The 19,578-nt window shown below is 72.0% G+C and carries 19 protein-coding genes; 3 read left to right on the top strand and 16 right to left on the bottom strand.

Going from position 1 to position 19,578, the window contains the following annotated elements; all coding sequences use genetic code 11:
* Nucleotides 1-3 precede the first annotated feature (3 nt).
* From hpnH to ACIBCJ_RS00525, 15 genes are all read right to left on the bottom strand, one after another.
* Complete coding sequence (gene hpnH / locus ACIBCJ_RS00595; RefSeq protein WP_037772613.1) at nt 4-1,026, bottom strand: adenosyl-hopene transferase HpnH; 1,023 nt, start codon at nt 1,024-1,026, stop codon at nt 4-6.
* A gap of 5 nt (nt 1,027-1,031) precedes the next feature.
* Complete coding sequence (locus ACIBCJ_RS00590; protein WP_365981453.1) at nt 1,032-1,673, bottom strand: 1-hydroxy-2-methyl-2-butenyl 4-diphosphate reductase; 642 nt, start codon at nt 1,671-1,673, stop codon at nt 1,032-1,034.
* Nucleotides 1,670-3,712 (bottom strand): squalene--hopene cyclase, encoded by a 2,043-nt coding sequence (gene shc, locus ACIBCJ_RS00585; RefSeq protein ID WP_362091220.1) that lies wholly within the window; start codon nt 3,710-3,712, stop codon nt 1,670-1,672. The genes ACIBCJ_RS00590 and shc overlap by 4 nt, the downstream gene beginning before the upstream one ends.
* Nucleotides 3,713-3,828: 116 nt before the next feature.
* Nucleotides 3,829-4,893: a polyprenyl synthetase family protein gene (locus ACIBCJ_RS00580; protein WP_362092546.1), complete on the bottom strand. Its 1,065-nt coding sequence runs from the start codon at nt 4,891-4,893 to the stop codon at nt 3,829-3,831.
* Between the two features lie 68 nt (nt 4,894-4,961).
* Nucleotides 4,962-6,398, bottom strand: coding sequence for a hydroxysqualene dehydroxylase HpnE (gene hpnE / locus ACIBCJ_RS00575; protein ID WP_362091217.1), 1,437 nt, complete (start codon nt 6,396-6,398; stop codon nt 4,962-4,964).
* Complete coding sequence (locus tag ACIBCJ_RS00570) at nt 6,395-6,553, bottom strand: DUF6380 family protein (protein ID WP_362091214.1); 159 nt, start codon at nt 6,551-6,553, stop codon at nt 6,395-6,397. Before ACIBCJ_RS00570 ends, hpnE begins: the two co-directional genes overlap by 4 nt.
* The gene (gene hpnD, locus ACIBCJ_RS00565) at nt 6,553-7,503 is read right to left on the bottom strand and encodes a presqualene diphosphate synthase HpnD (RefSeq protein WP_399281513.1); all 951 of its coding nucleotides are present in this window, start codon (nt 7,501-7,503) and stop codon (nt 6,553-6,555) included. Before hpnD ends, ACIBCJ_RS00570 begins: the two co-directional genes overlap by 1 nt.
* Nucleotides 7,500-8,420, bottom strand: coding sequence for a squalene synthase HpnC (hpnC, locus tag ACIBCJ_RS00560; RefSeq protein WP_365981452.1), 921 nt, complete (start codon nt 8,418-8,420; stop codon nt 7,500-7,502). Before hpnC ends, hpnD begins: the two co-directional genes overlap by 4 nt.
* Before the next feature lie 361 nt (nt 8,421-8,781).
* Nucleotides 8,782-9,570, bottom strand: a complete 789-nt coding sequence (locus tag ACIBCJ_RS00555; RefSeq protein WP_166661550.1) for an ABC transporter ATP-binding protein — start codon at nt 9,568-9,570, stop codon at nt 8,782-8,784.
* Nucleotides 9,563-10,492, bottom strand: a complete 930-nt coding sequence (locus ACIBCJ_RS00550) for an ABC transporter permease (protein WP_133885242.1) — start codon at nt 10,490-10,492, stop codon at nt 9,563-9,565. The genes ACIBCJ_RS00555 and ACIBCJ_RS00550 overlap by 8 nt, the downstream gene beginning before the upstream one ends.
* A 97-nt stretch (nt 10,493-10,589) precedes the next feature.
* Nucleotides 10,590-11,462 carry a glycosyltransferase gene (locus ACIBCJ_RS00545; protein ID WP_362092541.1) on the bottom strand — a complete coding sequence of 291 codons (873 nt, stop codon included), beginning with the start codon at nt 11,460-11,462 and terminating at the stop codon, nt 10,590-10,592.
* 8 nt (nt 11,463-11,470) lie between these two features.
* Nucleotides 11,471-12,250 (bottom strand): CDP-alcohol phosphatidyltransferase family protein, encoded by a 780-nt coding sequence (locus tag ACIBCJ_RS00540; protein WP_166661551.1) that lies wholly within the window; start codon nt 12,248-12,250, stop codon nt 11,471-11,473.
* Nucleotides 12,228-13,289 (bottom strand): iron-containing alcohol dehydrogenase family protein, encoded by a 1,062-nt coding sequence (locus ACIBCJ_RS00535; protein WP_365981451.1) that lies wholly within the window; start codon nt 13,287-13,289, stop codon nt 12,228-12,230. Before ACIBCJ_RS00535 ends, ACIBCJ_RS00540 begins: the two co-directional genes overlap by 23 nt.
* Nucleotides 13,277-14,029: a sugar phosphate nucleotidyltransferase gene (locus ACIBCJ_RS00530; RefSeq protein ID WP_127893707.1), complete on the bottom strand. Its 753-nt coding sequence runs from the start codon at nt 14,027-14,029 to the stop codon at nt 13,277-13,279. The genes ACIBCJ_RS00535 and ACIBCJ_RS00530 overlap by 13 nt, the downstream gene beginning before the upstream one ends.
* Nucleotides 14,026-15,843, bottom strand: coding sequence for a DUF5941 domain-containing protein (locus ACIBCJ_RS00525; protein WP_365981450.1), 1,818 nt, complete (start codon nt 15,841-15,843; stop codon nt 14,026-14,028). The genes ACIBCJ_RS00530 and ACIBCJ_RS00525 overlap by 4 nt, the downstream gene beginning before the upstream one ends.
* Before the next feature lie 476 nt (nt 15,844-16,319).
* On the opposite strand from ACIBCJ_RS00525, the gene ACIBCJ_RS00520 reads away from it, so the two are divergent.
* Together ACIBCJ_RS00520 and idi are read left to right on the top strand one after the other, a co-directional pair.
* Nucleotides 16,320-17,258 carry a cation diffusion facilitator family transporter gene (locus ACIBCJ_RS00520; protein ID WP_362091199.1) on the top strand — a complete coding sequence of 313 codons (939 nt, stop codon included), beginning with the start codon at nt 16,320-16,322 and terminating at the stop codon, nt 17,256-17,258.
* Nucleotides 17,259-17,558: 300 nt separating this feature from the next.
* Nucleotides 17,559-18,152, top strand: a complete 594-nt coding sequence (gene idi, locus ACIBCJ_RS00515; protein ID WP_362509866.1) for an isopentenyl-diphosphate Delta-isomerase — start codon at nt 17,559-17,561, stop codon at nt 18,150-18,152.
* Between the two features lies 1 nt (nt 18,153).
* On the opposite strand, the gene ACIBCJ_RS00510 is transcribed toward idi, so the two are convergent.
* Complete coding sequence (locus tag ACIBCJ_RS00510) at nt 18,154-18,603, bottom strand: ATP-binding protein (protein WP_362092539.1); 450 nt, start codon at nt 18,601-18,603, stop codon at nt 18,154-18,156.
* A 191-nt stretch (nt 18,604-18,794) separates the two neighbouring features.
* Here ACIBCJ_RS00510 and ACIBCJ_RS00505 point away from each other — a divergent pair, with 191 nt between their 5' ends.
* On the top strand, nt 18,795-19,574 hold the full coding sequence (locus tag ACIBCJ_RS00505; RefSeq protein ID WP_362091192.1) for an enoyl-CoA hydratase/isomerase family protein: 780 nt from the start codon (nt 18,795-18,797) through the stop codon (nt 19,572-19,574).
* Nucleotides 19,575-19,578 lie beyond the last annotated feature (4 nt).

Here is a 19,578-nt window from a genome sequence, read left to right as displayed (position 1 = left end):
ACGTCACTCCCGGTTGGACGAGACGGTCTCGCGCATGGCGCGCAGGGACTCCTTGAGCGAGCCCATGGTGGCCAGGACCGCCGTGGGCTCGTAGCCGCAGTGCGCCATGCAGTTGTCGCAGCGCGGGTCCTTGCCGCGGCCGTACTTGTCCCAGTCGGTCTTCTCGATCAGCTCCCGGTACGTCGGGACGTATCCGTCGCTCATCAGGTAGCAGGGGCGCTGCCAGCCGAAGAGCGAGTAGTTCGGGATCGCCCACGCCGTGCACGGGAAGTCGACCTTGCCCTCGAGGAAGTCGAGGAACAGCGGGGAGTGGTTGAGCCGCCAGCGGGCCCGGTTCCCGCCCGAGAACGCCTTCTTGAACAGCTCGCGGGTCTGCTCCACGCCCAGGAAGTGCTCCTGGTCGGGCGCCTTCTCGTAGGCGTAGGCGGGCGAGATCATCATCTCGTCGACCTTGAGGTCGTCGTTGAGGAAGTTGAGCACCTCGACGATGGTCTGCGGGGTGTCGGTGTTGAAGAAGGTCGAGTTGGTGGTGACCCGGAAGCCGCGCCGCTTGGCCTCCTTGATGGCCTCCACGGCCTCGTCGAACACGCCCTCCTTGGCCACGGACTCGTCGTGCCGCTCGCGCAGCCCGTCGATGTGCACCGCGAACGCGAAGTACGGCGAGGGCTTGAACTTGTCCATCTTCTTGCGCATGAGCATGGCGTTGGTGCACAGGAAGACGTACTTCCGCTTGGCGACCAACTGCCGCACGATCTCGTCGATCTGCGGGTGCATCAGGGGTTCGCCACCGGCGATGGACACCATCGGCGCCCCCGATTCGAGCACCGCTCCCACGGCCTGCGCGACCGGCATGCGCTGCTTGAGCACCCCGGCCGGGTGCTGGATCTTGCCGCACCCCTCGCACGCCAGGTTGCAGGCGAAGAGCGGCTCGAGCTCCACGATGAGCGGGAACTTGTCCCGTCGGCGAATCTTCTGTTCGGCCAGGTATGTAGCGACCTTGATGGACTGGCGCAGCGGCATGGCCATCTGGCTCACCTCCGGGGGAGCAGCAAAGAACGGTGCCATTCGAAAAATGCGGGAAGAACGGATCGGAGAACACGGAAAGCCGATATTCCACCGCGCACGGTGCCGATCCGGACGAGTTCGTGTTCCGGGGCGTCCACGACCACCCGGACGGCCGCAACGGGGCGCGGGCCCGTGCGGACGGCGCTCAGGAGCGTGGCCGCGGACTCCATGTCCACGGCGATCGCGCCGGTCGCGAGCAGGTCGGCGCGTTCGGGGCCGCGGACGACGTGGTCCGAGCCGGTGAGCGGCCCGGTGTGGACGGTGCGCCCGGGGACGGCTCGCGTGAGTTCCTTCACGAGCCGGTCGGTCGCGACGCACGCGACGGTGGAGCCGGGGTCCCGGGTCTCCTCGGCGACGACCAGGTCGCCGGGGTGCATGCCGGGGGCGAGTCCCGCGCAGAAGCCCGTGGCGAGCACGGCGGCGCCGTCGAGGGCCGGGTCGGCGAGGACCCGGGCGACCGAGCGTGCGGCCGCCTTAGGGCCCATGCCGGTGCGCAGGACGGTGACCGGCCCGCCGGCGCCGGCGCGGTCGCCGGTGCGCAGGGCGAGGTGCTCGATGCCGAGCGCGCAGGCGATCAGCAGCGGGGACGGGCCGGTCCGCGAGGTCATCGGCTGCCCTTCACCTCGGTCGTGACGGGCTCGGTCACGACGGACCTGGTCGCCTTCTTGGCGAAGGGCTCCCCGTGGAGGTACCGGCCGAGCGCGGTGAGCGGGAAGACCTGCCGGTAGAGGTGGTAGTTGATGGAGAAGTCCCACGGGAAGCCGGTGCCCGTGAAGTAGGGCTCGTCCCAGGAGCCGTCCTCCCGCTGGGTCGCCGCCAGCCACGCGACGCCGCGCTCCACGGCCTTGGACTCCCGCTCCCCCGCCGCCAGCAGGGCCATCAGTGCCCAGCCGGTCTGCGAGGCGGTCGAGGCGCCCCGGCCGCTCCATTCCCTGACGTAGCGGTAGGAGCGCAGGTCCTCGCCCCAGCCGCCGTCCTCGTTCTGGACGGACTCCAGCCAGCGCACCGCGCGGCGGATGGCGGGGTGCGTGGTGGGCATCCCGGCCGCGGTCAGGGCGGGGATCACGGATCCGGTGCCGTAGACGTAGTTGACGCCCCAGCGGCCGAACCACGAGCCGTCGGCCTCCTGTGCGTCCAGCAGCCACTGGATGCCGCGGCGGGTGCGCGGGTCGTGGGCGAGGCCCTCGACGGCGAGCATCTCCACCACGTGCGCGGTGACGTCCGCGGACGGCGGGTCGATGACCTCGCCGAAGTCGCAGAACGGCAGCCGGTTGGGGAAGGCGCTGGTGTTGTCGACGTCGAAGGCGCCCCAGGCGCCGTTCCTGGACTGCATGCCGAGGTTCCAGCGCACCCCGCGGCCGATCGCCTTCTCCACCCGCTCCGGGTCGTGGTGCTTGACCCGGCGCAGGGCGAGGACCACCTCGGCGGTGTCGTCGATGTCGGGGTAGTTGTCGTTGTGGAACTCGAACGCCCAGCCGCCGGGCGGCAGTCCGGGGCGCTTGACCGACCAGTCGCCGGGGCGCACGATCTGCTCGCCGAGCATCCAGTCCGATGCCTTCACCAGCTGCGGGTGGTCCTCGGGCACCCCGGCGTCGGCCAGCGCGATGGTGGCGAGGCAGGTGTCCCACACCGGGGACTGGCAGGCCTCGATCATCCGGGCCCCGTCCTCGCGCCACACGGCGAAACGGTCCAGCGACTCCAGCCCCGCGCGCATCACCGGGTGTTCGAGGTCGTAGCCGAGCAGGTAGAGCGCGATGACCGAGTAGACGGCGGGCGGCTGGATGCCGCCCCAGCAGCCGTCGTTCTCCTGCCGCTCGATGATCCAGCGGGCGGCGCTGTTCATCGCGGCCCGGCGCAGTCGGCGCGGGGCGACCTTGCGGTAGGCGTGCAGGGCCTTGTCGATGCGCTGGAAGGCGCCGTCCCAGCTGGCCACCGGGGCGAGCGGGCGCGGCGGGACGGGGCGGGCCGGGTCGGTGTGCAGTTCGTCCAGCGGGAAGGGGGCGGGACGCACCGGCCGCTTCGCGGAGACGATGGTGAGCGGCACGATGGTCTGCCGGGCCCAGCAGCCGAAGTCATAGATGTTGAGCGGGACCCAGGTGGGGAAATAGATGAGCTCCGGCGGGAGTTCGGGCAGGTCGTCCCACTTCCACCAGCCGAACAGGGCCAGCCAGATCCGGGTGAAGACGCGGGCGGAGGCGATACCGCCGCGGGACCTGACCCACTCCGAGGCCCGCGCCATGTGCGGGGCGTCGGGCGCGTCGCCGGCCAGGCGGAGGGCGACGTAGGCCTCGATGGTGGCGGACAGTTCGCCGGGGCCGCCGTAGAAGGTGGCCCAGGTGCCGTCCTCGCGCTGCTCGCCGCGGATGAACAGGGCGGCGGCGCGCGTGGTCTCCTCGTCCTGGATGCCCAGGAACTGACGCAGGAGCAGGTCCTCGGCGTCCATCGTGACGTTCGTCTCGAGGTCGCCCTTCCACCAGCCCTGGGCGTCCTGTTTGGAGAGCAGGAAGTCGGTGGCGCGCCGGGTGGCGCGTGCGGCGGCTTCGGGTACCCCGGCCGCCGCGTCGGGGATCGTGATGTCGGTGTCGCTGGCCGAGGCTGCCAGGGGCCGCAGGGAGGCTCCGGTGCTTCCGTCGGTCGTCGCTGTCATGGCTTCCCCTTCGTGCAGTGTGCATGTGGTGCGTCTGCTGGGTCCGCCGTCGGCCGGTGCTCGTGTCTCCACGACACCGGCCGGCGACTACGCGAGGGCTATTCGACCGATAATGATCATCTCTTTCGTACGACGACGAAGTCCGCGAGCGCCGTGAACCGGTCCCGTACCCGGTCGGGCATGTCGACGGCGTCGAGGGCTTCGATGGCGATGGTGTGCTGGCGACGCGCCTCGTCGGCGGTCCATTCCCGTCCGCCCGCTTCCTCGATGAGGGCGGCGCGGGCCGCGAACTCCTCCTCGGAGAAGTTCGCGAAGTCGCTGGCCTTGGCGTCGGCCGTGAGGATGTCACCGAGCCGCTCGGAGGCCGGCCCGCCGGCCGCGAGGGCGGCGACGACCGGCAGCGACTTCTTGCGCTGGCGCAGGTCGCTCCAGGTCTGCTTGCCGGTGGCGTCCGGGTCGCCCCAGATGCCGAGCAGGTCGTCGACGGCCTGGAAGGCGAGGCCCAGGTGGTAGCCGTACTTCTCGAGCGTGTCGGCGGTGTGCTCGTCGGCGCCGCCGAGGACCGCGCCGATGGAGCTGGCGGAGGCGAGCAGGGCGCCGGTCTTGTTGCCCTCCATCTCCAGGCACTCCTCGACGCTGACGCGGTCGCGGTGCTCGTAGGAGATGTCCTGGGCCTGGCCGTCGATGAGGGCGCGGCTGGCCTTGGTCAGCCGGCGGGTGGCGCGGCCGGCCTCGACGGTGCCCAGTTCGAGGAGCACCTCGTTGGCCAGCGCGAACAGGGCGTCGCCGACCAGGATGGCCTGGGCGGGGCCGTGCACCTTCCAGACGGTGTCGCGGTGGCGGCGCTGCTCGTCGCCGTCCATCAGGTCGTCGTGCAGCAGGGAGAAGTTGTGCACCAGTTCGACGGCCACCGCACCGGGCACGCCGACCTCGGGCGCGGCGCCGGTGACCTCGGCGGAGAGCACGGCGAGCGCGGGGCGCACGGCCTTGCCGCCGTCGCCGTCCGCGGGGTTGCCCTGGGCGTCGATCCAGCCGAAGTGGTAGGCGGCGACGGTGTCCATGGGAGGCGCCAGGCGGTCGACCGCCGCCCGCAGGACCGGCGTGGCCAGGGTCCGGCCGCGCTCCAGAAGCGCGGTCACGTCCACCGTGGTCCGTCGATCGGCCGTCGGGGCCGGGGGCACAGTGGGCACAGTCATTCCTCCAGTTGCGGTGCCGGGAGTGCGGGAACCGGTCCCGCGCGGATCGGCTTTCACGCGGCCTCCTCGAAGAAATCGGGAAGGAGGCCGCGGGACCGGCCCAGGGCGCCGAGCGCGGCGGCCGCCGCCCCGACACCGCTGCGAACCGCACTCTCCATGGTCGCGGGCCACCCGGTGGCGGTCCACGCTCCGGCCAGGTACAGGCCGGGGGCCTTGGTGCGGGCGCCGGGCCTGAGGCGGCCGACGCCGGGGGCGGGGGCGAACGTGGCGGTGCGCTCCCGGGTCACGAAGAAGTCCTTCACCTCGGCACCCCGGGCGCGGGGCAGCAGGCGCTCCAGTTCGGGCAGGTACCGCTCGCGCAGCACGGCCACGGGCTCGTCGATCTCGTTCTGCGCGGTCGACTGGGACAGCGCCAGGTACTGCCCCTCCTTCAGCCCGGAGGCCTCGGTGCGGTCGAACACCCACTGCACCGGGGTTCCGAGCGCCGTGAGGAACGGCGCGGCGAGCACCTTGCGGTCGTAGACCACGTGGACGTTGAGGATCGGCGCGGTGCCGATCTCCAGGAGGTTGCCCGGGGCGTCGAGCGCGCCGTCCGGCAGCAGGTCGTACGCCTCGCGCTGGGGTACGGCGAGGACGACGGCGTCCGCGTCGAGGGTCTCGCCGGGAACCTGAACGCTCCAGCCGCCCCTCTCGTTCGCCGAGACGGAGGTGACGCGGGTGCGGACCTCGGTGCGGACGCCTGCGGAGTCGAGCGCGTCGCGGGCCAGCCGGTCGTGCAGTTCGCCCAGCGGTACGCGGGCCCAGCCGATGTCGGCCGCTCCGGGGTCGGACAGCAGACCGGTCTTGAACACCATCGCGGCGAGCCCGAGCGAGGCGTCGCCCGCGACCGCGTTGAGGGTGGCGACGCCGACCAGGTCCCACAGCGCCTCGACGGCACGCGCCGACTGGCCGTGCGCGGTCAGCCAGCTGCCGAAGTCCTGGGTGTCCAGGGCCGGATCGGCGAGGTCGAGTCCCTTGAGCGCGAGCGCGGCACGCCCCACCGAGGCGCGTTCGGCGAGGGAGAGGTGCGGGTAGGTCGCCAGGCTGCGCCCCAGGTGCAGGGGCACGGGCAGCGCGTCGCGCCGCAGCCTGCCGAGCCGGTTGCCCTCGGCCCTGCCCAGGTCGACCACGGGTACGTCGAGGCGGTCCTGCACCGGTGCGAGCGCCGCTCCGCCGATCCGGTCGAGGAACCACCGGTAGGCGGTGCAGCAGCGCAGGTACACGTGCTGGCCGTTGTCGACGGTGAGGTCGCCGCGCTGGAAGGAGAAGGCGAGTCCGCCCAGCCGTGGGCGCCCTTCGAGCAGGGTGACGCGCAGGCCGGCGTCGGCGAGCGCGAGCGCGGTGGTGACCCCCGCGAGTCCGCCGCCGACCACGACGGCGTGCCCGCCGGGGCCGAGGGCCGGGACGTCCGCGAGCGGCCGGCCGTCGCGCGTGCCGTTGCCCTGCGTCATGGTGCGCCCTTCCCTGTCCGGTCGCCGTGGTGTTTGAACGGCGTACGGCCGACCGTCTCAGTCAGGGACGCCGACCGCCACCGGAGGGTTGCCCTCTGCCGTCCGCCGGTCCTTCTGTGCGGACCCTGGGTGCCGAGTCTGCCCGGTGCGTCCATCAGGCGCGCCTCCTGACGGCCCGCCGGGTGACGCCGCGGGTGTCGAGGCCGGACAGACCGCGCACGGCGACGTACGCCTTCTCGCGTCCGGGCAGGGAGACCCGGCCGCGCAGCACCGCCTCCGGGTCGCGCTCGATGCGGTCCAGCAGGCGGCGGTAGATGCCGGCCATGGCGGCCACGCATGCGCCGCTGCGCCGGTCGAGCATGGGCAGCAGCCGGTAGCCCTCGGCGAAGAGGGCGCGGGCCCGGCGCACCTCGAAGTGCACGAGACCCGCGAAGTCGGAGCCCTCCGGTGGGGTGGGCCCGTCGAACCCGGCCGAGCAGCCGAACTTGGCGAGGTCGTCGGCGGGCAGGTAGGTGCGCCCGCCCTCGGCGTCCTCCCGGACGTCGCGCAGGATGTTGGTGAGCTGCAGCGCGAGCCCGAGCGTGTCGGCGTACTCGGGCGCGCGTTCGGCGCCGCGCGCCCCCGGTTCGGTGCCGAACACGCCGAGCGAGAGGCGTCCGATGGCGCCCGCCACGCAGCGGCAGTAGACCTTCAGGTCGTCCCACGTCTCGTAGGTCTCGCCGCGCAGGTCCATCTGGACGCCGTCGATCAGTTCGTCGAGGCCGCCGAGCGGGATCGGGAACTGCCGGGCCGCGTGCGCGAGGGCGACGGCGACCGGGTCGGTGTCGTCCTCGTCGACCGCGCCGTCGTGGATCCGGGCGAGCACGGCCCGGGTCTCGTCCAGCCGGGCCACCTTGACGTCGTCCGCCAGCACTCCGTCGCCGATGTCGTCGACGCGGCGCGAGAACGCGTACAGCGCGGACATCGCCCGCCGCTTGGGCGTGGGCAGCAGCCGGATGCCGTAGGCGAAGTTGCGTGCCTGCTGACCGGTGACGGCCTCGCAGTAGCTGTAGGCGGCGAGCACCGGTGCCGGCATGTCGGCTGACGACTCCACGGACCCGATCACCTCTCTCCTCGCAGGACCACGCCCGCCTCGCGCAGCAGGCGGACCTTGCCGGACTTGGGCGGGCCGGGAAGTACGTCGTGATCCGCCGCGGCGATGGCGCGCAGCGCCGCCCTCCCGCCCGCCACGAATCCCGCCAGCAGCAGCCGCAGCCTGCCGTGGACGCTACCCACCAGGGGGGCTCCTTCATTCAGCAGGTCGCGGGCGCGCCCGGCCTCGAACGCGATCAGGGCGCGCACGGACGCGCCTGCGGTGCGCGCGGCCAGGTCGCTCTCCTGCACGTGGAAACGTTTCATGTCCTCGGCGGGCAGGTAGACCCGGTCCCGTGCGAGGTCCTCGGCGACGTCCTGGAGGTGCTCGACGATCTGCAGGGCGGTGCAGATCTCGTCGGAGCGGCGGATCCGTTCGGGGGTCGAGGTGCCGGTGACGGCGAGGACGAGCCTGCCGACCGGGTTGGCGGAGAGCTCGCAGTAGGCGAGCAGGTCGTCGTAGGTCTCGTACCGTGCGACGAGCTGGTCCTGGCGGTTGGCGGCGATCAGGCCGAGGAAGGGCTCGGGAGTCAGCGCGCGGCGCCGCACGGTGGGCACCAGGCGGCGCAGCAGGGGGTGACGGGGCGGGCCGCCGGAGCCGTCGGAGCCGCCGAAGACGCGGCGCAGGTCCGTCTCGAAGGCGTCCAGCATCAGCAGCCGGTCGTCGGCGCGGTCCTCGGGGACGCCGAGGAGGCGCGCGTCGGCGCCGCCGGGCGCGAGGTCTCCGTCACCGATGTCGTCGACCAGTCGGGCGAAGCCGTACACGGCCATGAGGTCGGTGCGCCAGGCGCGGGGCAGGAAGAAGGGGGCGACGGGGAAGTTCTCGTCGGCGGCCTTGGCGAGGGTCACGCGCTCCGGGTCGACGGCGTCCGTCGTGTCGGTCGCCGTCATCGCGCGCTGCCCCGGGCGGGGACGGCGCACGCCTCGCGGAGCGGGGGAGTTTCCGTAGCCATTGCCGTCACATCTCCCGTTCTACACTGCCGACCCAATACACACTATTTCGGACACGCCGCCCTGCCACCCGCGCGGCTGGCCCGCTCCAGGGTGTCGGGCATTATCGCCCCATGTGCCGCGTTTCGGGACCGGTACAGCTTACGTTGTACAACTCAAGGGCGTGCGCCGGGGGTGCACGGCGCATCACAACAACACACCGATCGGCTTCAAGATTCCTGTAAACGCCAGGAGTTGACGGTTCCTTTGCAGACGCGGGGCCTCGCCGGAACTGCTCCGGCGAGGCCCTCGGCGTGTCGGGCTACTTGCCCGTGAACTTCTCGTACTCCTTGAGCACCTCGGCGGTCGGGCCGTCCATGCGCAGCTCGCCGCGCTCCAGCCACAGGACCCGGTTGCAGGTGTCGCGGATGGACTTGTTGTTGTGGCTGACCAGGAAGACGGTGCCGGCTTCCTTCTTCAGCTCCCTGATGCGCTCCTCGGAGCGGGTCTGGAACTTGCGGTCGCCGGTGGCCAGCGCCTCGTCGATCATCAGGACGTCGTGGTCCTTGGCGGCGGCGATGGAGAAGCGCAGCCGGGCGGCCATGCCCGAGGAGTAGGTGCGCATCGGAAGCGTGATGAAGTCGCCCTTCTCGTTGATGCCGGAGAAGTCGACGATCTCCTGGTAGCGCTCCTTGATCTCCTCGCGGGTCATGCCCATGGCCAGGCCGCCGAGGATGACGTTCCGCTCGCCGGTCAGGTCGTTCATCAGGGCCGCGTTCACACCGAGCAGGGAGGGCTGGCCGTCGGTGTAGACCTTGCCGCGCTCGGCGGGCAGCAGGCCGGCGATGGCCCGCAGCAGCGTCGACTTGCCGGAACCGTTGGACCCGATCAGGCCGATGGCCTCGCCCCGGTAGGCGGTGAAGGAGACGCCGCGCACGGCGTGCACCTTGCGCACGCCCCGCGCCGAGTCGTCGGAGCCCCGCCTGATCATGCGGCTCAGTGCCGCGGTGGCGCTGCCCTTGCCGGTCCGGGCGCCGTTGACGCGGTAGACGATGTGCAGCTCGTCCGCGATGACCGTCGGCACCCGCTGGTCCTGCTGCTGCTCAGCCACGGCCGTACCTCTCCTCCGCCTTCCAGAAGTACACGAAACCGCCGACGGCGAGGACCACGGCCCAGCCGAGCGCGACCGCCCACACGTGCGGCGGCAGGTTCTCGGAGCCGTACCCGTCGATCAGGGCGAAGCGGATCAGGTCCATGTAGACGGCGGCCGGGTTCCACTGGAGCAGGTCGGCGACCCAGCCCGGCTTGTCCTTCAGCATGATCGGGATGGAGAACATGACGCCCGAGGCGTACATCCAGGTCCGCATGATGAACGGCATCAGCTGGGCCAGGTCGGGCGTCTTGGCTCCCATGCGGGCCACGATCAGCGCCAGACCCACGTTGAACAGGAACTGCAGGAGGAGTGCCGGGACGATCAGCAGCCAGGACAGCGTGGGGTAGCTGCCGAAGCCGATGGCCACGGCGAACATGACGATCATCGAGGCCAGCAGCTGCTGGAGCTGCTGGAGCGCGAACGAGACGGGCAGCGAGGCACGCGGGAAGTGCAGGGCCCGCACCAGTCCGAGGTTGCCGGAGATGGCCCGCACGCCCGCCATCGCCGAGGACTGGGTGAACGTGAAGACGAACACACCCGTCACCAGGAACGGGATGTACACGTCCTTGGCCATGCCCTTGCCCGCGTCGAGGATCAGGCCGAAGATCGCGAAGTAGACGAACGCGTTCAGTAGCGGGGTGGCCACCTGCCACAGCTGGCCGAGCTTGGCCTGGCTGTACTGGGCGGTCAGCTTCGCCTGCGAGAAGGCGAGGATGAAGTGCCGCCGCCCCCAGAGCTGACGGACGTACTCCATGAGGGAAGGCCTGGCACCGCTCACGGACAGCCCGTACTTGGCGGCGAGCCGGGCCGGTGTGAGGCCCTCGTCGGGCGACACGGGCTTGGTCATGGCGACCGTGCCGTCGTGCGTTGTCTCACTCACTGGTGGATACTTTCGTCTTCGGAAATGCTCGGCCGTGCGGGCCTGGCATGGACCTGGGTGCCCCGGTAGGGGCCGGAACGCTCTCGGTACGAGCTTGTCAGATCACCGGAGGACGGCCCAGCCGGGTCAGGCGCCACACCGTACGCCACCGCATGGGCCGGCGGGGACCGCACGGGGTGGCCCAGCCCTCGCGGAAGCCGCCGAACCAGGCCTTCAGGGCGGGGCGCGAGGGCCGGCGCAGCAGGGTGAGCGCCATCCATACCCCGAGGTAGACCGGGACCAGGAGCGCGGGGAGGTTGCGGCGGGCCAGCCAGACCCGGTTGCGGGCGACCATGCGGTGGTAGACCGCGTGCCGGGAGGGGGCGGTCGTGGGGTGGTTCAGCACCATGTCGGACCGGTAGTCGATCATCCAGCCGGCGTCGAGGGCCCGCCAGGCCAGGTCGGTCTCCTCGTGGGCGTAGAAGAACGCGTCCGGCAGCCCGCCGACCTGGGTGAGGACGCGGGTGCGCACCGCGTTGGCGCCACCGAGGAAGGTGGTGACCCGGGAGGAGCGCATCGGGTCGGAGGCGCGCAGCCGCGGGACGTGCCGGCGCTGGGTCTCGCCGGTGTCCGGGTCGGCGATGCGGAAGCTGATGATGCCCAGCTCGTCGTCGGCCGCGAAGGCCCGGCGGCACAGCTCGGCCGTGTCGGTGCGGGCGAGCAGGCCGTCGTCGTCGAGGAAGAGCAGGATGTCGACGTCACTGCCGCCGGGACCGAAGGCCTCGATGCCGACGTTGCGGCCGCCGGGGATGCCCAGGTTCTCGGGCAGCTCGACGGTGCGCACGCCGGCCGGCACCTCCGGTACGGGCGCGCCGTTGCCGACCACGACGACCTGGACCGGGTCGCCGTCCTGCTTGGCGACCGAGTCGAGCAGGGCGCGCAGTTCCTCGGGGCGGTTGCCCATCGTGATGACGACGGCGCCGACCTTCATGGGCGTGCTCACTTCAGCCTGCTGGAGGCGAGGATGGACACCAGGTGCAGCAGGGTCTGCAGCAGTGCGATGCCGGCGAGCACGGCGGTGCCGAGGCGGGTGAAGAACAGGTCGCCGCGCGCCTGGTCGACGACGGCGAGGACGAGGATCAGCAGGGACGCCTCGATGCCGAGGATCAGCCGGTGGAACTTGAGCGCCCCGGCGGCCCGGCGGGCCAGTGCCATGCCGGAGGAGCGGATCTCGGAGGCGGCCTCCTTGACCGGGGGCATCCCGTTCTGGTGCCGGGCGACGCCCACCAGGTCGGTCTCGGCCTTGATCAGGATGGCGCCGAGCGCGGCCAGGGTGCCGAGGAAGGCCCACAGCCAGTCGATCCGGCCGGTGCCCCAGAGGTCGGCGGCGCGCAGGCCGAGGCCGACCAGGACGGCGGCGTCGGTGAGGTAGGCGCCGACGCGGTCCAGGTAGACGCCGCCGAGCGAGTACTGCTTGCGCCAGCGGGCGATCTCGCCGTCGACGCAGTCCAGCAGCAGGTACAGCTGGACCGCGACCACGCCGAGCACGGCGCCCCAGATGCCCGGCACGAGCAGCGCCGGGGCGGCGAGCACGCCGCACACGGTCATCAGGTACGTGAGCTGGTTGGGCGTGACCCTGGTGTTCACCAGGTAGCGGTCGATCCGCAGCGAGACCTCGCGCATGTAGAGGCGTCCCGCCCAGTGCTCACCGCTGCGCCGGTCCTTGACCCCCGCGGGATGGACGACCGGGCGTAGTTCAGCTACCGATGGCCTTGACATAGTCGGCGTACAGGTCCTTGATCTGGTCGGTTTTCAGGTCGAGGTGCTCGAGGATCGTGTAGCGGCCGGGCCGCGTCTGGGGTGCGTACTCCACGGCCTGGAAGAACTCCTCGGGCGTGAACCCGATCTCCTCGGGCAGCACCGGCAGCCCGTGCCGCCGCAGGACCGCCGCCATGTGGACGGACTCCTCGTGGGCACCGCGCAGGTACATCGCGAAGGCCGCGCCCAGGCCGCACTGCTCGCCGTGGGCGGCCGCGCGCTCGGGGAAGAGCAGGTCGAAGGCGTGGTTGATCTCGTGGCAGGCGCCCGAGGACGGCCGCGAGTCGCCGGAGACCGACATGGCGATGCCGCTGAGCACCAGCGCCTCGGCCAGCACCTGGAGGAACTCGTTGTCGCCGATGCCGCCGGGGTGCCGGAGCACGGCCTCACCGGCCTGGCGGGCCATCGCGGCGGCCAGGCCGTCGATCCGCTCGCCCTTGATCCGGTTGGCCAGCTCCCAGTCCGCGATCGCGGAGACGTTGGAGACGGCGTCACCGATGCCGGCGCGCACGAAACGGACCGGGGCCGCGCGGATGACGTCCAGGTCGATGACGACGGCGATCGGGTTCGGCACACCGTAGGAGCCGCGGCCCGCGTCGTTGTCGAGGGTCGCGACCGGGGAGCACAGGCCGTCGTGCGCGAGGTTCGTCGGCACGGCGACCAGCGGGAGGCCGACGCGCGCCGCCGCGAACTTGGCGCAGTCGATGATCTTGCCGCCGCCGAGGCCGACGACCGCGTCGTAGTGGCCGCCCTTCATGGCACCGGCCAGCTTGATCGCGTCGTCCAGGGTGCCGCCGCCGACCTCGTACCAGTCGGCGCCGGGCAGGGACGGGGCGACACGGTCGCGCAGCCGGGCGCCGGAGCCGCCGCTGACGGCGACGGCGAGCTTGCCCGAGTGGGAGATGCGCTCGTCGGCGAGCACACCCCCCAGGTCGTCGAGGGCACCCGCGCGGATGTCCACGACGACCGGCGACGGGATGAGCCTCGTCAGTACTGGCACGCGATCTCCCTGCCCTTGGCGAGGTCGTCGTGGTTGTCGATCTCGACCCACTTGACGTCGCCGATCGGCGCCACGTCGACCTTGAAGCCGCGGTTGACGAGCTCCTGGTAGCCGTCCTCGTAGTACAGCTGCGGGTCGCGCTCGAAGGTGGCCTTCAGCGCGTCGGCCAGGTCGGCGGCGGCCTCTCCCTCGATGAGGGTGACGCCGATGTACTCGCCGGTCGCCTCGGCCGGGTCCATCAGCTTGGTGATGCGCTGGACGCCCTTGTCGGGGTCGACGACGACCTTCATCTCCTCCTCGGCGAGGTTCTTCACCGTGTCGAGCGCGAGGATGATCTTCTTGCCGTCGCCGCGGGCGGCGAGCAGGGTCTTCTCGACGGAGACCGGGTGCACGGTGTCGCCGTTGGCGAGGATCACGCCGTCCTTGAGGGCGTCACGGCCGCACCACAGGGAGTAGGCGTTGTTCCACTCCTCGGCCTTGTCGTTGTCGATGAGGGTGAGCTTGACGCCGTACTTCTGCTCCAGCTCCTCCTTGCGGTCGTACACGGCTTCCTTGCGGTAGCCGACGATGATCCCGACCTCGGTCAGGCCGACCTCGGCGAAGTTCGCCAGGGTCAGGTCCAGCACCGTGATGCTGTCCTCCGCACCCTCGGGTCCGACCGGGACCAGTGCCTTCGGCAGGGTGTCGGTGTAGGGGCGCAGACGGCGTCCGGCGCCGGCCGCCAGCACGAGGCCGATCATGCGGGTTCTCCTTCGTCGTGTACGGCGGGTGCGCCGACCTTGTGGGCGGCGACCCAGAAGCGGATGCTCTCGGCGAGCACCACGAGCGCCACGGCCACGGCGAGGACCGTGAGCGCGACCTTGAACTGTGTGGCGGTGAGCAGCACGGCCAGCACGCAGATCACCAGCGTGCGGCCCTCGTGCCCCCCGATCGTCCGCACCAGCCACTGCGGCGGCGCGCCCGCGTCGCCGCGGATGCGGTAGACCGTGTCGTAGTGATGGTAGGCGACCGCGGCCACCAGCCCGAAAGCCGCCGGAAGGGCGCCGTTCACGTCGGCCTTCGCGGCCAGGAACAGGACGGTGAGGTACTCGGCGGCCCGGAAGAACGGCGGGACCAGCCAGTCGAGGGCCCCCTTGAGGGGGCGGGCGACGGCGAGCGCCGAGGTCAGGACGTACACCAGCGCGGCGACCAGCGGCCAGGGGCCGCCGAAGCCGGTGAGGGCGGCCGTCGCGACGACGGCGGCGCCGCCGAGCAGGGCGACGGCGGGAGCGGTGAATCCGGGCAGCCGGCGGGCGGCCGGGCGCAGGCCCCTGGCGGCGGCCTCGGCGAGCGGTCCCGAGTCGGCGAGGTCGGCCAGCGCCTTCGCCGCCCGGTCGGTGCGCACGGCCTTGCGGGTCAGCGAGCGCAGGACGCGGCCGGCGGTGGTGTATGTCGCGGCGAACGCGCAGCCGATCAGCAGCGCGTAGAAGGTGATCCGGGGCGTGGTGAGCGCGGTGAGGACGGCGATCATGGCCCAGCGTTCGCCGATGGGCAGCACGATCATGCGGCGCACCCAGACCGTCCAGCCGACGCTGTCGAGCTTGTCGGAGAGGGCGGCGGTGGGGCTGGTGTTGGCGGAGGCGTCGTGATTGGCCTCGTTGAAGGAGAAGTCGACGACGTGCCGGCAGGTCTGGAGGACCATCGCGCCGAGCGCGAGGGCCCATACGTCGTCGCCGCCGCGGGCGGCTCCCAGGGCGAGGCCCGCGTAGTAGGCGTACTCCTTGGCGCGGTCGAAGGTGGCGTCGAGCCAGGCGCCGAGCGTGGAGTACTGCAGGGAGTAGCGGGCCAGCTGTCCGTCGGTGCAGTCGAGGACGAAGGAGGCGATGAGCAGGACGCCGGCGGCGACGAAGCCGCCGCGGGTGCCGGTGGCGGCGCAGCCGGCCGCTATCAGCGCGGTGACGAGCGAGGCGGTGGTGACCTGGTTGGGAGTCAGGCCGCGGCGCGCGCACCAGCGGGCGATGTAGCGGGAGTAGGGGCTGACGAGGTGGGTGGTGACGAAGCCGTCGCGGGCCTTGACCGCCGACTTCAGGCGTACGGCCTCGTCGTCCACGGCGGCGACGGCCTGCCGTGCCTCGTTGCGGGCCTGCGGGTCGGCGGGGACGGCGGCGACGAGACTGCCGAGCTCGGGGCGGTGCACGGCGGCGCCGTCGGCGTCGAGGGCGGCCGTGATCCGGTCGGCGAGGCTGTCGACGGCCACCGCGGTGCCGCCGCCCGCCGAGTTCTCGCGGGCCATCGCGCGGGTCATCGCCTGGCGGGCGGCCGGCTGGGCGGTCACGGCGCCCGGGATGGCGGCGAGCGGGAAGCGGGGGTCGGTGAGGCCGAGGCGCAGGGCGTGCAGGTGGCCCACGAAGCGGGCGTCGACCACGGCGACCCGTTCCTCGCCCGGGACACGGGCCAGGAGGGTCTCGGCGTCGGCCGCGCCGGAGGCGAGGTGCACGTCGAAGCCCAGGGACCGCAGCTCGCCCTCGATCGACGAACCGGGGACCTGCTGACCGGTGAGGATGGCGGTCGGCAACCGAACTCACTCCCTGGTGCCGGCGCCTGGACGCCGGGCCTGTGCATGGTGGAGCGCCCGTGCCTGGGGCACCCGGGCGGCATGTCGGCAGAGGTTATCGGATGCCGGGAACGCCGTGTTCACCGCCCGTTTCACGGTCGGTCGACGCCGCTTGCTCCCGCCTTTGCCGCGATCATCATCGTGGATCCGGGGCCCGCCCCACAAACCGCGCTCCCAGACCGGGCATCGCGGACATCGCACAGTGTCCGCGCTCGTTCGCGCAGGGTCAGGCCACCCCTCGACGGCCCGTGCGCCCGTTCGGCGGACGCGACTCCTCCTCTCACCCCGCACCGCCCTGACCTGCGGGACGTTTCCCCAGGTCAGAGCAGATGACAACGGTGTTCAGTGCCGCGTTGCCGGATACCCCCTGCCCGTAGTTGACTGGCGTGCGGGCGCCGGATGCCGGGCGTCCTCGCGGACGAGGAGGCGGCTTTCTCATGGGGGCTGGGCACGATCACGGGCACGCGCACGGAGGACACGCCGGCGGGACGGCGACCGCCGCGTACCGGGGCAGGCTGCGGGTGGCGCTGGCGATCACCCTGACCGTCATGGTCGTCGAGATCGTCGGCGGCCTGGTCGCCGACTCGCTCGCGCTGATCGCCGACGCCGCGCACATGGCGACGGACGCGCTGGGGCTCGGCATGGCCCTGCTGGCCGTCCACTTCGCGAGCCGCCCGCCGAGCGACCGGCGCACCTTCGGCTACGCCCGGGCCGAGATCCTCGCCGCCCTGGCGAACTGCCTGCTGCTGCTCGGGGTCGGCGGCTACGTGCTGTACGAGGCGATCGACCGGTTCCTCACGCCGGCCGACACCGCGGGCGGGACCACCGTGGTCTTCGGCGCGATCGGCCTGGTGGCGAACATGGTGTCGCTGACGCTGCTGATGCGCGGCCAGAAGGAGAGCCTGAACGTACGGGGCGCCTTCCTGGAGGTGGCGGCGGACGCGCTCGGCTCCCTGGCGGTGATCGTCTCGGCGCTGGTGATCCTGGCCACGGGCTGGCAGCCCGCCGACCCGATCGCGTCGCTGCTCATCGGTCTGATGATCGTGCCGCGTACCTGGCGGTTGCTGCGGGAGACCCTGGACGTGCTGCTCGAGGCGGCCCCCAAGGGTGTGGACATCGCCGAGGTGCGCGCGCACATACTGGCCCTGGACGGCGTCGAGGACGTGCACGACCTGCATGCCTGGACGATCACCTCGGGCATGCCGGTGCTGTCGGCGCACGTGGTGGTGAACGGCGACGCGCTGAACGCGATCGGCCACGAGAAGATGCTGCACGAACTGCAGGGCTGCCTGGGCGACCACTTCGACGTGGAGCACTGCACTTTCCAGCTGGAGCCCAGCGGTCACGCGGAGCACGAGGCGCGGCTGTGCCGCTGAGCGGCAGCGGGGCGGGGCACGGCCGACGGGTGACCCGGGGGCGCGTAGGCATCGGGCCGCGCCGCTGAACACCCCCGTACGCTCCCGCTGCACCGCGGCGTCCTCCCGCTTTGCGCTGCCCGGAGGTTCCGGGCAGGTGGCTCCCGGGAACGATCATCCATCGGACCCCTGCTCGGTGTCCGACCGGTCGTCGCCGGTGCCCGCTCGGGCACCCGGGACATGCGGGTGTGCCGGGAAGTGCCGAGAGTGCCGGATTCGTACGGCACACTTGGGGCGCGAGGACCGATGTGAAGGATGGGTATGCCGATCACTCCTGCCACCGCGACGCCCAGCTCGTCGAACGGCACCGCAGACGCGATTTTGCTGGAACTGGTCGACGAGAACGGCGTGACGATCGGCACCGCGGAGAAGCTCTCCGCGCACCAGCCGCCCGGGCGGCTGCACCGCGCCTTCTCCGTGTTCCTCTTCGACGAGCGGGGACGGCTGCTGATCCAGCAGCGGGCGCTCGGCAAGTACCACTCCCCCGGTGTGTGGTCCAACACCTGCTGCGGTCACCCCTACCCGGGTGAGGCGCCGTTCGCGGCGGCGGCCCGGCGGACGTACGAGGAGCTCGGGGTGTCGCCCTCCCTGCTCGCCGAGGCGGGCACCGTGCGCTACAACCACCCGGACCCCGACTCCGGTCTGGTCGAGCAGGAATTCAACCATCTGTTCGTCGGTCTGGTGCAGGCCGAGCTGCGTCCGGACCCGGAAGAGGTGGCGGGGACGGTGTTCGTCTCCCCGGCGGAGCTGGCCGAGCGGCACGCCCGGGACACCTTCTCGGCGTGGTTCATGACGGTGCTGGACGCCGCCCGTCCGGCGGTCCGCGAGCTGACGGGCCCGTCCGCGGGCTGGTGACCTACGGGGTGTGCTTGAGGGGCAGGGCGGCCCAGATCACCTTGCCGCCGCTCGCGGTGTGGGCCACGTCGCAGGCCCCGCCCGTCTCCCGGGTGACCTCGCGGACCAGGAGCAGACCGCGTCCTCCGGTGCGGCCGTGGTCGGTCTCCAGGGCGGTCGGCCGGTAGGGGTGGTCGTCCTCCACGGCCACCCGCACCCACTCCGGTCCGACGGCGACCTCCACGGCGAGCACCGGCGAGAGCACCGCCGCGTGCCGGACCGCGTTCGTGACCAGCTCCGAGACGATCAGCAGCAGGGCGTGCGCGACGTCGTCGGAGACGGGGACGCCCTGGCGGGTCAGCAGGTCGCGCACGGCGTGCCGGGCCTGCGGTACCGAGGCGTCCACGGCGGGGGCGGTGAACCGCCAGACACCTTCGTACGGCAGCGGCCCGGCGGGCGCGGTTTCGTCCATGGTCCGGTCGCCACCCTTGGGCTCGATAGTCACCACACCCCTGAGTGTCGGTAACGCGCCGCGCCGCCCCCGTGGACTGAACACAAGTCAGCGTGTATCGAGCGGTTTCTGATCGTTGGCGCCTGACACACGATCGTTCCTGTCCCGCCCGGCCGGTCGGCGCCGCCGGGCCGGTGGATAGCATCCGCTGCATGGAGCCGCAGCTGCTGCACCGGGTCGCCGACTCGGTCGCCACCGTCGTCGTCCACCACCCGGCCAAGCGCAACGCCATGACGGCCGCGATGTGGCGGGCGCTCCCCCGCGTCCTGGACGAGCTGGCCGCCGATCCTGCGGTGCGGGCACTGGTGCTGACCGGTGAGGGCGCCACCTTCTGCGCCGGGGCCGACATCTCGGCCCTGCGCGAGTCGGCCCAGGAGGCGCAGGAGCTCGCGGTACGGGCCGAGGAGGCCCTCGCCGCGTTCCCCAAGCCGACCCTCGCGGCGGTCCGGGGGCACTGCGTGGGCGGCGGGGCGCAGCTGGCGGCCGCCTGCGACCTGCGGTTCGCCGAGGAGACGGCGCTGTTCGGTGTGACACCGGCCAAGCTGGGGATCGTGTACCCGTCGTCCGCGACCCGGCGGCTGGTGGCGCTGACGGGTCCCGCTACCGCGAAGTACCTGCTGTTCAGCGGGGAGTTGATCGACGCCGGGCGGGCGCTGCGCACCGGTCTGGTGGACGAGGTGCTGCCGGAGGGCGAACTGGGCAAGCGGGTGGCGGAGTTCACCCGGGTGCTGACGTCCCGCTCGCTGCTCACCCAGGCCGCGGCGAAGGAGTTCGCGAACGGACGCACGGACCGGAACGCCCACTGGTCGGCGCAGGCGCAGGGCAGCGGCGACACCGCGGAGGGGGTCGCCGCCTTCCTGGAGCGCAGGCAGCCGCGGTTCGGCTGGAGCGGGCCCGACGCGTGTCGTGCGGATCGGTCCGGCCCGGCCTGAGGGT

It is taken from the genome of Streptomyces sp. NPDC051136 (assembly GCF_044455745.1).
Lineage (GTDB): Bacteria > Actinomycetota > Actinomycetes > Streptomycetales > Streptomycetaceae > Streptomyces.
Note: the sequence above shows the minus strand (reverse complement) of the source record. Positions and strands in the feature narration are given on the sequence as shown.